The organism is Streptomyces sp. NPDC032198, from assembly GCF_040636975.1.
Lineage (GTDB): Bacteria > Actinomycetota > Actinomycetes > Streptomycetales > Streptomycetaceae > Streptomyces.
Genome location: NZ_JBEZVL010000001.1, coordinates 1,009,397 through 1,023,388 on the forward strand (window position 1 = coordinate 1,009,397; position 13,992 = coordinate 1,023,388).

General features: G+C 71.9%; 10 protein-coding genes. 3 read left to right on the plus strand and 7 right to left on the minus strand.

Going from position 1 to position 13,992, the window contains the following annotated elements; translation table 11 throughout:
* Positions 1 to 31 precede the first annotated feature (31 nt).
* On the plus strand, positions 32 to 1,363 hold the full coding sequence (locus tag AB0E78_RS04585) for a hypothetical protein (RefSeq protein WP_361828153.1): 1,332 nt from the start codon (positions 32 to 34) through the stop codon (positions 1,361 to 1,363).
* A gap of 203 nt (positions 1,364 to 1,566) precedes the next feature.
* On the opposite strand, the gene AB0E78_RS04590 is transcribed toward AB0E78_RS04585, so the two are convergent.
* The 3 genes from AB0E78_RS04590 to AB0E78_RS04600 all read right to left on the minus strand — a co-directional run bounded on the left by AB0E78_RS04590 (position 1,567) and on the right by AB0E78_RS04600 (position 5,203).
* Positions 1,567 to 2,643: an alpha-hydroxy acid oxidase gene (locus AB0E78_RS04590; RefSeq protein WP_361828155.1), complete on the minus strand. Its 1,077-nt coding sequence runs from the start codon at positions 2,641 to 2,643 to the stop codon at positions 1,567 to 1,569.
* Positions 2,640 to 3,746 (minus strand): 4-hydroxyphenylpyruvate dioxygenase, encoded by a 1,107-nt coding sequence (gene hppD, locus AB0E78_RS04595; RefSeq protein WP_361828157.1) that lies wholly within the window; start codon positions 3,744 to 3,746, stop codon positions 2,640 to 2,642. Before hppD ends, AB0E78_RS04590 begins: the two co-directional genes overlap by 4 nt.
* Positions 3,747 to 3,904: 158 nt before the next feature.
* The gene (locus AB0E78_RS04600) at positions 3,905 to 5,203 is read right to left on the minus strand and encodes a PLP-dependent aminotransferase family protein (protein WP_361828159.1); all 1,299 of its coding nucleotides are present in this window, start codon (positions 5,201 to 5,203) and stop codon (positions 3,905 to 3,907) included.
* A gap of 517 nt (positions 5,204 to 5,720) precedes the next feature.
* Between AB0E78_RS04600 and ccsB the strand changes: the two genes are divergently transcribed.
* Positions 5,721 to 6,809, plus strand: coding sequence for a c-type cytochrome biogenesis protein CcsB (ccsB, locus tag AB0E78_RS04605; protein WP_361828161.1), 1,089 nt, complete (start codon positions 5,721 to 5,723; stop codon positions 6,807 to 6,809).
* Between the two features lie 352 nt (positions 6,810 to 7,161).
* On the opposite strand, the gene holA is transcribed toward ccsB, so the two are convergent.
* The gene (holA, locus tag AB0E78_RS04610; protein WP_361828164.1) at positions 7,162 to 8,148 is read right to left on the minus strand and encodes a DNA polymerase III subunit delta; all 987 of its coding nucleotides are present in this window, start codon (positions 8,146 to 8,148) and stop codon (positions 7,162 to 7,164) included.
* A 156-nt stretch (positions 8,149 to 8,304) separates the two neighbouring features.
* Between holA and AB0E78_RS04615 the strand changes: the two genes are divergently transcribed.
* A complete protein-coding gene (locus AB0E78_RS04615; RefSeq protein WP_361828166.1) occupies positions 8,305 to 8,550 on the plus strand; it encodes a hypothetical protein in 246 nt (81 codons plus the stop codon).
* Between the two features lie 23 nt (positions 8,551 to 8,573).
* On the opposite strand, the gene AB0E78_RS04620 is transcribed toward AB0E78_RS04615, so the two are convergent.
* From AB0E78_RS04620 to AB0E78_RS04630, 3 genes are all read right to left on the minus strand, one after another.
* Positions 8,574 to 9,500 (minus strand): YceI family protein, encoded by a 927-nt coding sequence (locus AB0E78_RS04620; RefSeq protein ID WP_361828564.1) that lies wholly within the window; start codon positions 9,498 to 9,500, stop codon positions 8,574 to 8,576.
* Positions 9,501 to 9,696: 196 nt separating this feature from the next.
* Entirely contained in the window at positions 9,697 to 12,342 is a 2,646-nt protein-coding gene (locus AB0E78_RS04625) for a ComEC/Rec2 family competence protein (RefSeq protein ID WP_361828168.1), read from the minus strand.
* A gap of 59 nt (positions 12,343 to 12,401) precedes the next feature.
* Entirely contained in the window at positions 12,402 to 13,346 is a 945-nt protein-coding gene (locus tag AB0E78_RS04630; protein WP_361828171.1) for a ComEA family DNA-binding protein, read from the minus strand.
* Between the last annotated feature and the right edge of the window lie 646 nt (positions 13,347 to 13,992).

Here is a 13,992-nt window from a genome sequence, read left to right on the forward strand (position 1 = left end):
TGAGAGCGTGTATATGACCGAGAAGGCTTCGGTGGGGGGATCCGCTGAGCACCTCGAACAGGAGAAGACCGGCGTCGGTGGGGCGGCCCTCGGCCGCGGCACCGTTCGCGATCACAACCGGGCCCTGCGGCAGGCCCACGACGCGGTGACCGCCTGGTCGCACCGGGCGCTCGGGCCCGGCCGCACCGACTTCGGCGGCTTCCCGTACCGCGAGGTCGTCGACTACTACCGGCGGGTGGGCAAGCTCGCCGTGTCCACCGAACTGGTCGCCGCCCTGCGCGGGGCCGGGCTCGGCGTCGAGTGCTCGGGCCGCGCGCGCCCCTGGTCGTCCCCGGACGCCTGGGTGTTCGACCGCTGGCTGCCGCTGACCTTCACCGACCGGCCGATGAACTACGTCTCGTACGCCGGGAACGACGTACTGGGAGTGGCCCAGTGGACGGCGGACGGCACACCGGAGGCGGCCGACGCGGCGGACGACCGGCTGATGGCGGTCCTGCTCGCCGATCTCGTGACCCGCGAGACGGACGCGCTCGCGGCGGAAGGGACGGACCCCCGCCAGCGCACCCGGACCACGGCCGTGTGGCAGGCCCTGGCACGGCTCGCCGACTACGCCCCGCGGGGCCTGTCGGACACCGCGCCGCTGGAGACGCTGCGCGGCGCGCTCGGCGGCCCCGACGACGAGCGCGCCGCGGACGCCGCGCGGGACGCGGTGGCCGCCATCCGGGCCGAGGCGCCGCCCGCGCTGCTCACGGCCGTGGAGATAGCGCTGCTCCCGGTCACGACGCTGCACGACGAGCAGATGTTCCTGCGCTCCATCCAGTTGTTCGAGCGGCTGTTCACGCTGACGGCCCGTGCGCTGACGACGGCGGTCGAAGCCGTCCGCACGGACCGCCCGGCCGACGCGGCAGCCGCCCTGGAGGCGGCGGCGGCCCGTCTCTCCGGCTCCACCGGGCCGCTCTACCGGGTACTGACCACGATGCCTCCGGAGTCGTTCGCCGTGATCCGGGACCACACCCACGGCGCGAGCGCCATCCAGTCGCGGCCCTACCAGCTGGTCGAGACGGTGAGCGCCAAGCGCGAGGGCGAGACGCACCGGCCGGAGAAGGGCCCGCTCTTCGCCCTCGACGCCACGCTGCAGGAGCAGTTCCTGCACCGGGCGGCGGGCTGGGCCACGCAGGACGCGCGTCGGCTGCAGGACGCCATGGTGCGTCTGGACACGAACTGGCGCGGGATGAAGCGCACGCACTGGGGCGTCACGATGAAGATCATCGGGCGGGTGCCGGGAACGGGCGGCACCGCTGGGGCGGACTACCTCAAGGCCGCGGCGGACATGGGGCTCTTTCCGCTGGTTGCTGCGGCTTGAGGGTGCGGAGGTCTGAGGACGTCCGGGCCTGATACCGAGGGCCACGTCCGCCGGGCCGGGGAGGCCGTGGCGGGCGTGGCCCTCGGGCCGCGTCAGAGACTCGGGCCGTCTCAGAGGCTCGGGCCGTCTCAGAGACTCGGGCCGCATCAGAGACTCGGGGTGTCTCAGAGGCTCGGGCCGCGTCAGTGGCGACTCGGGCCGTGTCAGAGGTGAACGGTGCGCAGCTCGCGGGCCGCCGCGAGGTCGGGGCAGCCGGACAGCAGCAGCGCCTCCCGCAGTTCGGTGCGCAGCAGGTCGAGCACGAGCCGCACCCCGGCCTCGCCGTCGGCGGCAAGACCCCAGAGCACGGGCCTGCCGCACAGCACCCCGTCGGCACCGAGCGCCACGGCACGCAGGACGTCCATGCCGGTGCGTACGCCGCTGTCGAACAGCACCGAGCACCGGCCGCCGACCGCTTCAAGCACCCCGGGCAGCGCGGTGACGCTCGGCACGGCCGCCGCGAACTGCCGGCCGCCGTGGTTGGAGACGATCACCCCGTCGGCACCGAGATCCACGGCGCGTTCGGCGTCCCGCGGATCCAGGATTCCCTTGAGGACCAGCGGGAGCTTCGTCCGTTCCCGCAGCCACGCCAGGTCGTCCCAGCCGATCGCCGGATCGAACGCCAGGGCGGTGTGGGTGGCCACCGCCGAGCTTCCGGCCTGCCGCGTGTGCGCGGCGGAGACCGGGGCCGGGCCGAGGTTCGCCGCGACCACGTCGGACGGCAGCGAGAAGCCATTGCGCACGTCACGCAGCCTGCGGCCCATGTGCGGCACGTCGACGGTGACGACGAGTGCCTCGCACCCCGCTTCCTCCGCCCTGCGGACCAGGTCGAGCACCACGTCGCGGTCGTGCACCCAGTACAGCTGGAACCAGACGGGGCCGCCGACCGAGGCGATCTCCTCCAGCGTGAAGCTGCTCAACGTACTGATGATGTAGGGCACTTGGGCGTCCCGGGCGGCACGCGCCGCCGCGAGTTCGCCCTCCGGGTGCAGCAGCCGCTGGTACGCCATCGGCGCCACCGCCACCGGCATCCCCGCCGTGGTGGCGAGCAGCTTCGCGGAGGTGTCGGCCTCGGCCGTGCCGCCCAGGACCCTGGGCAGCAGCCGGACCCCGTCGAGCGCGGTCCGGTTGGTGGCCTGGGTGGACTCGTCACCGCTGCCGCCGTCGACGAAGTCCCGTACGCCCTGCGGGAGTCGTTCGGCCGCGAGGCGTGCCACATCGGCGATGCAGAGCGGAGTCACCGGCCGCCGTCCTGCTGCGCCCGCTCCATCTCCATCTCGACCGCGGTGTAGAGGGCCTTGATGTTGCCGCTGCCGAACGTGCGCGCGCCGAGCCGCTCGATGACCTCGAAGAACAGGGTGCCGCGCGGGTGGACCGACTTCGTGAAGATCTGCAGCAGCTGCCCGTCCTGGTCCTCGTCGACCAGGATGTTGAGCGAGCGGAGCTGGTCGACCGAGTGGCGCAGCAGGCTGAGGCGCTCCGGCACGAGGTCGTAGTACGTCGACGGCGTCTTGAGGAAGGCGAGACCGGAACCGCCGAGCAGGGTCACGTCGCGCACGATGTCGTCCGTCGCGAACGCGATGTGCTGGACGCCCGCGCCGCCGTGCTCCTTGACGAACTTGTCGATCTGGCCCGGATCGCGGGAGGTGTCCGGCTCGATCAGGGTGAGCGTCACGGCGCCGGAGCGGCTCTGGACCACCTTGGAGTCCATGGCCTGGCCGCCGACGACGATGCGCTCGGTGAAGACCATCTCGAAGTCGAGGACGCTCTCGTAGAACTCGACCGTGGGCACGAGCTGGCCGGGCTCCAGGCACACGGCGAAGTGATCGATGGTGTGCAGTCCAGCGGCGGTGGAACCGGACTGATTCCCGTCGGCGTCGGGGGTTCCGTCCACCGGCGTCAGGCCGGGCAGCGTGTGGGTGGGCGCGCCTGTGGGGCGCTGCACGAACGTGTGGGTCACGTCGCCGAACGCGGATATGGACGCGGTGACGACACCGTCGTGCTCCTGCGGGGCGGCGACCGGCCGGGCACCCCGGCGCACCGCCTCCTCGAAGGCGGCCGTGGCGTCCGGCGTGCTCAGCGCGATGTCTGACACGCCGTCACCATGCCGCTCCACGTAGGCCGCTGCCGCGTGGTCGGCCCCCTGTGCGTCGGTCAGCACGAAGCGGATGCCGTGCCGGCCCACGGCGGCGCGGGTCTCGGCGGCACCGGTCTCGGCGGCCGGGGACGTGGAGCGGGCGTAGACGCTCAGCCCATAGCTCTCCGTGAAGAATGCGGTGGCGGCGTCGATATCACCCACCGAGAAGCCGACGTGGTCAATTCCGAGTTCATCAAAAGGTCTCATGGTCTTCTTTCTTCATGCATGCCGAACGGAAGTTTTCGGGCAAGTTTTCGGGCAGGGGAATCCGACCGGCGGATGCGACGGCTTCGACGGATTCCGGGAAAAGTGAGGCAAGTGGTACGGGGCAGGAAAAGCGAACCGGGCTTTCTCGGTCTCAGACGTCAGCCGGCCTGCTCGCGAATGAACTCCGCGAGACGGTCGACGCCGACCGTGATGTCCGCCGGGGACAGATAGCTGAAGGACAGGCGGATCTGCCAGCGCGGCCGACCGTCGCCATAGAAGTGGTGCATGGGAGTCCACAGGACCCGGTGTCGGCGCGCGGAATGCTCGAGGAGTTCGTCGTCGACCGGGAAAGGAACCGTGACGACGACGAAGAACCCGCCGGCCGGCGTATTCCAGGTCACCTCGGGACGGCTCCCCGCCGGGAAGTTCCGCTCGAGTTCCTTGAGCAGATGCCGGAGGTTCCCCTGGTACAGCTCCGTTTCCCGTACGTTCGCCGCACGCAGGCTGTAGTCGTTCTCCAGGAGTTTCCCGCCGATCACCGCCTGGGCCACCGGTGAGGTGTTTACCGTGAGCATGCTCTTGATCTTCGCCAGCTGGTCGGCGAAGAGTACGGACCGGCCGTCCGCCGTCGCCACCTGCTGGTCGGCGACCACGAATCCGATCCGCGCACCCGGAAGGCCCGTCTTGGCGAAGGAACCGAGATAGACGACCCGCCTGTCCCGGTCGAGGGACTTGAGCGTGGGAAGCGGCTCGATGCCGGTGGCCTGAAATATCCCGTAGGGATTGTCCTCCAGGATGAGGAAGTCATGCTCGGCGGCCAGCCGGAGCAAGGCCTCCCTGGTGTCACGGCTGAGACTGGCGCCGGAGGGATTGGCGAAATCGGCCACGACATAACAGGCACGCGGCCGCAATCCGGCCGCCTTGGCCTCCTCGGCGACCCGGACGAGATCGTCCAGGTCGATGCCGTCGGCGCTCTCCTTGACGGGAAGTACCCGCATATCCGCCAGTTCGGCCGCCCCCGTCGCCCCCACATAACAGGGCATCGGGGCCAGCAGGACGTCCTCCTCGCCGCGGCGCAGCGCGCGCAGCGTGAGGAAGAGTGCCTCCTGGCAGCCGACCGTGACGACCACGCTCTCCGGGTCGACGTCGATGTTCTCGTCGACGGAGAGATTCTTGGCGATGAGGCCGTGAATGATCCCCTTGGTCCTGCCGTACTGCAGGAGGGTGCGGCGCGTCCGGGGCACGTCCCCGTCATTCTCCGCAAGGAGATGCTCCTCGAAGACGCGGAGATGACGGTGCATGTCCGCGGTGTCGAAGAATCCTTCGTACGGCCGCCCCGCCGCCATCGAGAGTGCCTCGGGGAAACGCTGCGCGATCTCGTTGAGGAAGTTCATCGATTCGATGACCGGAGAGTCGAGAGACGTGTGCAGATCCGCCAGGATCAGTTCTGCGTGCATAAAGTGACGGCCGTACGCGGCCGAATCCCCTCCGAGACAGAACGGAGGCCCCCTGCTTCTCACCATGCGAACACGGAACCCCGGCCCCCGCTTTGAGGGTTCCCTGTGAATGGCACCCCTGAAGTGGCTTGAATCACACGGAAATCAAGAGGAGATCCGCAGAATCAGGCAGAAATCAATGGGTACGGAATACAACTTGATCGATTCAATCATGGCCCCTGAGTGGCCGTCAACCTCCGCCCAAACCAACGGCTTCGACTCCCCCGACACCCGAAGGCAGCGGCCCCACCCAAGAGTTCCACCCCAAGCCCACAAGCGACCTGGTCCCCTAGCCCCCTACGCCCGCATCGTGTTGCGCCCTGGTCTCTGTGGCGGGCCAACTGGCCCAAGGCGGGGTGACATTGCCCTTTGCGGCCACGGGCCCCGGATGCCGTCGGGAAGGGCGCGGCGGCTAGGCTGCTTCCCGGGCGTGGACCGCGCCCGGCTCGCAGTCTGAATCCTTCAAAGGGGCAGAGAAGTGAATCTGGCCGCCGCCAACGAGAACTTGGCGCACATCAGCAATGTGCTGATCTATTCGTCAATGGCTGTCTACACGTTGGCCTTCCTCGCCCATATCACCGAATGGATTTTCGGCAGCCGCAGCAAGGTCGGCCGCACGGCCGCCGCGCTCGTCGCCGACAACGGGGCGGGGGCCGGACGTGGGACCGCGGGGGCGGGCCAGGCGCAGGCGAGCGGTGGTACGGCCGTACTGGACCGGCCGAAGGTGATCGGGCGCTCCACGACCGACGCGCGCGACGTCGAGGACGGGCCCGGTGCGCACGGCGGGGACGAGAAGGGCGACCTCTACGGCCGGATCGCCGTGTCCCTCACCGTGCTCGCCTTCCTCACCGAGGTCGGCGGCGTGCTCAGCCGCGCCCTCTCGGTGCAGCGGGCGCCGTGGGGCAACATGTACGAGTTCAGCATCACGTTCTCCACCGTGGCCGTCGGCGTCTACCTCGCCCTGCTCCTGGCGAAGAAGGACGTGCGGTGGATCGGCCTGCCCCTGGTCACGACCGTCCTGCTCGACCTGGGTATCGCGGTCACCTGGCTCTACACCGACAGCGCCCCCCTGGTCCCGGCCCTGCACTCCTACTGGCTGTGGATCCACGTCTCCACCGCGATCTTCTGCGGCGCGGTCCTCTACCTCGGCGCGGTGTCCAACCTCGTCTTCCTCTTCCGCGACTCGTACGAGAGCAAGCTCGCCGGGGGCGGCCGGCCCGGCCGCTTCGCGACCTCCGTCATGGAGCGGCTGCCCGCCGCGGTCAGCCTCGACCGGTTCGCCTACCGCGTGAACGCCGCCGTCTTCCCCCTGTGGACGTTCGCGATCGTCGCGGGCGCGATCTGGGCGGGCGACGCGTGGGGCCGCTACTGGGGCTGGGACCCCAAGGAGGTCTGGTCCTTCATCACCTGGGTCGCCTACGCCTGCTACCTCCACGCCCGCGCGACGGCAGGCTGGAAGGGCCGCAAGGCCGCCTACCTCGCCCTGATCGCCTTCAGCTGCTACCTGTTCAACTACTACGGCGTGAACTTCCTCTTCGGCGGCAAACACTCCTACTCGGGCGTCTGAGCTGAGTCTGGGCGACGCCCCCCCCGGGGGTAGCGGCAGAGGTTTCCCTCGGCGCTGGCGCTCCTGCGGGGGCGTCCGGCGCGGGCAGCCGACGCGACCAGCGCAGGCGGCCGGGGCGGGTGCTCTGGCCTGGGCGTCCGGCACGGACTCCGGCGCGGGTGCCCCAGCGCAGGTGTCTGGCACAGGCTCCGGCACCGGCGGCCGACGCGTCCCGCGCAGGCGGCCAGCACTCGCGGCCGGCACGGGAATCCCGCGCCGCCCCTCCCGCAGCAGCCATCCCCGGCACAGACACCCATCCCGGGCGGCCAGACCAGACGGTCAGACCAGACGCCGGTTCGAGCCGTTGCTCAGGTCAGCCTCGGCGGGCCCTTGCCGCGCGGGCGACGGCGACCACGGCCTTCTCCAAGGCGTACTCCGGGTCATCTCCGCCTCCCTTGACCCCGGCGTCGGCCGCCGCGACAGCGGTGAGCGCGGCGGCCACGCCGTCCGGCGTCCATCCCCGCATCTGCTGCCGGACCCGGTCGATCTTCCAGGGCGGCATGCCCAGTTCGCGGGCGAGGTCGGCGGGCCGCCCGCCCCGCGCGGAGGAGAGCTTGCCGATCGCCCGGACGGCCTGCGCGAGGGCGCTGGTCAGCAGGACGGGAGCGACACCGGTCGACAGGGACCAGCGCAACGCCTCAAGCGCTTCGGCGGCCCGCCCCTCCACCGCACGGTCGGCCACGGTGAAGCTGGAGGCCTCGGCGCGGCCCGTGTAATAGCGGCCGACGACGGCCTCGTCGATCGTGCCCTCGACGTCCGCCACCAGCTGGGACACCGCCGACGCGAGCTCCCGCAGATCGCTGCCGATCGAGTCGACGAGGGCCTGGCACGCCTCGGGCGTGGCCGAACGGCCCAGGGCGCGGAACTCGCTCCGCACGAACGAGAGCCGGTCCGCGGCCTTGGTCATCTTGGGGCAGGCGACCTCACGGGCCCCCGCCTTGCGGGCGGCGTCGAGCAGCCCCTTGCCCTTGGCGCCGCCCGCGTGCAGCAGGACGAGGGTGATCTCCTCGGCCGGCGACGCGAGATACCCCTTCACGTCCTTGATCGTGTCGGCCGACAGATCCTGCGCGTTGCGTACGATCACGACCTTGCGCTCGGCGAAGAGCGAGGGGCTGGTCAGCTCGGCGAGCGTGCCGGGCTGCAACTGGTCGGAGGTGAGGTCGCGCACGTCCGTGTCGGCGTCCGAGGCACGTGCGGCGGCCACCACCTGCTGCACGGCGCGGTCCAGGAGGAGGTCCTCCTGGCCCACGGCGAGCGTGAGAGGGGCGAGCGGGTCGGCGGTATCTGTCTTCCTGGCCATCGCGGTCAAGCATCCCACGCGCCACTGACAGCCGACCCCGTACAGCCCGTCCGGTGCGACAGGTCCACCGCGGCCCCTCCACCCGCTGCCCGTCCACCCACGCCCTCCACCGCAGCCGGTTCCCGAGCGGCTCGCCCCGTATCGGAGAATGGCCGGGTGACCGACGTACGACATGTCCTGGTGCTGCCCGACCGCGATGCCGCGGAGGAAGTGGCCGAAGAACTCCCCGACCGTTTCGGCGTGCGCGAGCAGCCCCAGCTCGTCCGTGACGCCCTGGCCGGCGAGGACGACGCCGAGGACGCCCAGTGGCTGGTCGTGGTCGAGGACCCCGAGCGGCGCCTGGACCGGGCGGCGCTCGACGAACTCGCGGCGGAGCACGAGGGCTGGCTGGAGGCTCCCTAGGCCGCGCCTCGACGGGGCCGGAGTCAGCTCTTGGGCAGGACCTGGATGTCGAGGTCGATCGAGATGCTGGGTCCGACCGCCGCGATGCCGCGGGCGAGCATCGTCTGCCAGTTGATCGTGAAGTCGTCACGATGCAGCTCGGTGGAGGCGCGGCAGGCCACACGGGTCTCCCCCTCCAGACCGTGGCCCACCCCGAGGTACTCCGTCTCCAGCGTCACCGTGCGCGTCACCCCGTGCAGCGTCAGACCGCCCGAGATCGCCCAGCGGCTGCCGCCCTTGTGTACGAAGCGGTCGCTGTAGAACTCCATCGTCGGGAAGCGCTCCACGTCGAGGAAGTCCCCGGACCGCAGATGGTCGTCGCGCATCTTCACGGCGGTGTCGATGGAGGCCGCGTCGATGACGACGTGCATCGCGGACTCCTCCATGCGCTCCCCCAGCCGTATGGCGCCCGCGAAACTGTTGAACCGCCCATGAATACGCGCAAGACCGATGTGCCTCGCGGTGAAGGCGACCGAGGAGTGCAGCGGATCGAGCTCCCAGTCACCGGGCTCGGGCAGCGCCGGGGGCGGGGCTATCTGGAGCATGACGTCGCCGAGCGAGGCGTGCGCGCTCTCCCCGACCGTGGCGTTCGCCCGGTACGGAGTGAACCCTTCCGCCGAGACCGCCAGGCGGTAGTCACCGGCCGGAACGGTCGCGACGAACGAACCGTACGGATCCAGTCCCCCACCGACGACCTTGCGCCCCATGGCGTCACTGACCGCGAATTCCGCGTGCCGCACGGGCTCATTGACCGGGTCGAGCACCCGGCAGCTGAGCACTCCCGCACTGGGCGGAACGGCCACGGCGGACATGGGCCCTCCGCCCCGCCCGGCCCGTGCCGCTTGGCCGACCGCGATCCGCCCGGCCCCACCGCCTCGGTTCGTACGGTCTCCCAGCCAACGGCCGAACATCTGCGACAACCCCCGTGCACCTTGACAACTCCTGTACCGAAGAGGCATTCGATCACCGTTGCGGCATTCGATGCAACACGAACCCACTTCACTGAAATCCTGCGTTAGCACTTGAACTGTCGCGACTACCCGAATTGGTCACCCTGGGTGGCGTTTTGACACCTGAAGGACTTCGGGGAGAACCGGCCCCCGGCCCCTACGGCGGTCGCGTGGCTACCTGCAAAGCCGGAGCCGCCCCGCTCGGTGGTCTGGTCGCCGATTCGTCCGGCGGGCCCACGACCGCGATCGAGCCGTCCGTATCCGTCCGAAGGACCTCCGCTCCCCCGGCCCGCAGCGCCGCGACCGTGCGGGGTGCCGGGTGGCCATATGTGTTGTCCCGACCGCAGCTGATGAGAGCTAGGCGAGGTGCGGCCCGGCGCAGCAGGCCGGGGTCCTGATATGCCGAGCCGTGGTGAGCGACCTTGAGCACGTCCACGGGTGGCAGCGCCGCCACGGCCGGGGTGCGCGCCAGGGCCCGTTGCGCGGGCGGTTCGAGATCACCGAGCAGGAGCAGGGTCACCCCCATGGCCCGGACGAGCAGGGTCACGCTGGCGTCGTTCGGACCATCGGGGGTCGGCAGCAGGCCCGAGCCGTCCGCCGTGGGCCAGAGCACCTGCCAGTCGAGGGCTCCGGCACTCGCACGGCGCCGCTCCCCCGCCACGGCACGGCTCACCGGGATCCCGTGGGCTGCCGCCTGCTCCCGTACGAAGCGAGCCTGCTCGTAGGGCTCTTGAAACCCCGTCGTCTGGATCGCCCCGCCCGAACGCCCCCGCAGCACACCCGGCAGGCCCGCCACGTGATCGGCATGGAAGTGGGTCAGCAGCACCAGCGGTACGCGAGTCACGCCGAGCGAGCTCAGACAGCGGTCCACGAGCACCGGGTCGGGCCCCGCGTCGACGACCACTCCCGCCCCCTCACCGGCAGCGAGCACCGTGGCGTCCCCCTGGCCCACGTCACACATCGCGAACCGCCACCCCGGCGGAGGCCAGCCCGCGATCACCCGGGTGAGGGGCGGCGGCTGCACGACCGCGAGGAGGAGCAGCAGGGCGCAGGCCGCGCTGAGCCAGGGATGTCTGACAAGCCTGCGGCCGACCAGCACCACGCCGACCGTGGCGAGGGCCAGCAGCAGACCCCCACGCCAACCGCCGGGCCAGTCGACCCCACTGCCGGGCAGGGCCGCGCCCGCGCGGGCGATGTCCGCGATCCACCCGGCCGGCCAACTCGCGCACCATGCCAGAGCCTTGGCGACCGGCATCGCCCACGGCGCGGTCGCAAGCGTGGCGAAGCCGAGGACCGTGGCGGGCGCGACGGCCACCTCCGCGAGGAGGTTGCACGGCACCGCCACCAGGCTCACCCGTGCCGCAAGGACGACAACGACCGGCGCGCACACCGCCTGCGCGGCAGCCGCGGCGGCCAACGCCTCGGCCAGGCGCGGCGGAACCCGGCGTCTTTGCAGGGCGGCACTCCACCTCGGGGCGAGGGTGAGCAGAGCTCCAGTGGCGAGCACGGAGAGCAGGAAGCCGGGGCTACGGGCCAGCCACGGGTCGTACAGAACCAGCAGCAGTACGGCGGCGGCCAGCGCCGGGATCAGCGACCGGCGCCGCCCGGTGCCGATGGCCAGCAGCGCGATCGCCCCGCAGGCCGCTGCCCGCAGCACGCTCGGGTCCGGTCGGCACACGATGACGAAGCCGAGGGTGAGCGCCCCGCCGATCAACGCCGTCGCCCGCAGCGGGATCCCCAACCGCGGCGCGATACCCCGCCGTTCGGCACGCTGAGCAAGGCCCGGTGGGCCGATGAGCAGGGCGAGCACGATCGTGAGGTTGGCACCGCTCACGGCAAGGAGGTGTGTCAGGTCGGTCGCTTTGAAGGCCTCTTCCAGCTCGGGCCGCACGCGCGAGGTGTCCCCGACCACCAGCCCGGGCAGCAACTCCCGGGCATCGGGCGGCGAACCGTCCGTGGCCTCCCGCAACCCGCCCCGCAGCCGCCCCGCCAGGCGCTGCGGCCCCGACGGCCCCTCGATCACCCGGGGCGCCGGCTCTCCGGAGACCCGCAGCACCGCCGCGACGCGGTCGCCCCGTGGCAAGGGCGGCGCGAGGCTCGCCTGCACGCGAAGCCTGGTCGACGGCAGAAGCGCGAGCCACCGGCCTCTGGACCAGTGCCCGGCGGAGCTCCCACCCTCGCCGCTCCCCTCCCCGCCCCCGCTATCGGCGAAGACCAGGACCGGGGTGCGGGTCACGGAGATACTTCCGTCCGCCGACCTGACCCGGACGATCTCCGCGTCCACCATGACGGAAGGCGGCACGGCATGAGCCCCCGAGACGCGGGGCCGCGTCAGCCGGGGATCGGACGTGACCTCCAACTCGACCTCTGCTTCGGCGTACTGACGTGCCAGGGCAGGGACGGGGCCCCGGTGCAGGTCTGCCCCGTGCAGTGCCGCGGAGGTAGCGCCCGCCGCGGCGCAGAGGAGGATGGCCGCCGCGGAGACCCGCCGCCAGGGCTGCCGCCGCCTTCCGCCATCACCTGGCGCTGCCGCGTCCCGCCGCCACCCTCCATGCTCCGGGGGCGCCTCGGCATTCCTAGGGCCCTCACCTGCCGGTCGCCCCCGCACCGTCCATGTCACCAACAGGGCACCGGCCACCGTCACGCAGACCACCACGGCCGCGATCACCCACCGGGGCGGAGCATCCAGCGCCACGGCCGCGGTCCCCCACGCCGCGAGGGCGGGCGGCACGAGCCGCAGGTCCAGCGGACCCTCCGGGCGAGGCTCGCCTTCCGCTGACCGAAGGCCGGGCGGGACGTGCACGGCGGGGTGCCCCGGGGCCGTTGGAGCTCCTCGCCCGTCGACCGGCTCACTCCGCGCCCTCATGGCCGCACGAGATTCTGCAGGTCGGCATAGCGTTTGTCGCCGATGCCATTGACCTCGCGGAGTTCATCCACCGAGCGGAAACCGCCGTGCTCCGTGCGGTAGTCGATGATGTGCTGGGCCAGCACGGGGCCGACGCCCGGCAGTTCGTCGAGTTGCTCGGCAGTAGCCGTGCTGAGGCCGATTGGCGCGGCGGGGCCCGCTCCTGTCGCCCCCTCGGCCGCTCCCTCGGCCGCCCCCACGCCAGGCGCCGCCGGTGCTGCCGGTTCCGTCACCGGAGCGCCCACGACCACCTGCTCGCCGTCGATGAGCAGACGGGCACGGTTGAGGCCGTCCGTGTCAGCACCGCGGCGTACTCCCCCTGCGGCCTTCAGCGCGTCGGCGACCCTGGAACCTGCGGGCATCCGCAGAATTCCGGGGCTGCGGACCTTGCCGCTGATGTCCACGACGATCTCACCGCCGCCCGCACCGGCGACCGGTCTGCCACCACCCTCCGGAGGAGGCGGGGCCCCCGGCGACGGAGACGGCTCCCCGCCCCGATCGGGCGCCGCCCCGACCACGTCCGGCGCCCGCACCGGCTGTGCCCGCCCGGCCCAGAAGTGCTGGGCGGCGAACACCGCCGCGACGGCAAGGACCACGAGGAGCGCCACGAGACTCCGCCGCTCGAGCCCGCACCGCAGCTGCAGCCACACCGGCAACCGCTCCCGCAAAGCCAGCCCCACCCGCCCTCGCAGGGGCGACACCAACGCACCCCCGCCCGACGGCTGTGCCTGACCATCACCCGGTGCGCCCGCCCGAGCCTCCGACAGTCCCCGCACCGCCACAGCCTCCGCCTGCCGCGCCCCCGCCCAGGCCGACCCCGTACCCCCCGGCTCCCATACACCCCGCCCTCGCCCCACCGCCGGACGCCCCGGCCCACCTTGGCGCTCTTCCTGCGGCACCATCCCAACCCCGGGCCCCGCCCCGGACCGAGACTGCCGCCCCGCCTGCGGCGCCCTCTCAACCTCGGGCCCCGCCCCGGACCGAGACTCCCGCACAGCCTCCGAAAGCGTCACCACTCCCGGCTGCCGCGACACGGGCCGGGAGGACTGCACCCCTTCCGGCGCCGACACCGCCCGAGGTTGCCGCACGGCTTGCGGAAGCGTTACCGCCTCCGGCTGCCGCAAGGCCGACCGAGACGACCGCACCCCCTCCGGCACCGACACACCCTGCGGCCACCCCACACTCCCCGGCACCGACTCACGCCGGCCCACACCCTGCCGCCCCGCCTGCGGCGCCGCCGCGGCCTCCGGCTGCTGTCGCCCCAGGCCCTCCAGCACCGGCTGCCGCCACCGCAGGGCCTGGGTCTGCAACTGCGGCGTGGCATGCGGCTGCAACCTCGGCTCCGACGCCCACCCCGGCTTCCGCATCGGCCCAGGCTCGGGCCCGCGCCCAGGCCCACACTCGGGCTCACGCCCACGCCCACGCTCGCGCACACCCTGTGAACGCCGCGAGGCCTCCAACTGCCCCCGCACTCCCCGCCGCGGTGGGCTTGGCTCTGGGCTGGCTCTTGGGCCGGGGTCTGGTCCAGGCTCTGGACCAGAGCGTTGC

Excerpts from the sequence above, each read along its gene's own strand:
- hppD (WP_361828157.1), bottom strand. The coding sequence starts at position 3,746 with ATGAGACCTTTTGATGAACTCGGAATTGACCACGTCGGCTTCTCGGTG.
- AB0E78_RS04600 (WP_361828159.1), bottom strand. The coding sequence starts at position 5,203 with ATGCACGCAGAACTGATCCTGGCGGATCTGCACACGTCTCTCGACTCT.
- holA (WP_361828164.1), bottom strand. The coding sequence starts at position 8,148 with ATGGCCAGGAAGACAGATACCGCCGACCCGCTCGCCCCTCTCACGCTC.
- AB0E78_RS04620 (WP_361828564.1), bottom strand. The coding sequence starts at position 9,500 with ATGTTCGGCCGTTGGCTGGGAGACCGTACGAACCGAGGCGGTGGGGCC.
- AB0E78_RS04630 (WP_361828171.1), bottom strand. The coding sequence starts at position 13,346 with ATGGTGCCGCAGGAAGAGCGCCAAGGTGGGCCGGGGCGTCCGGCGGTG.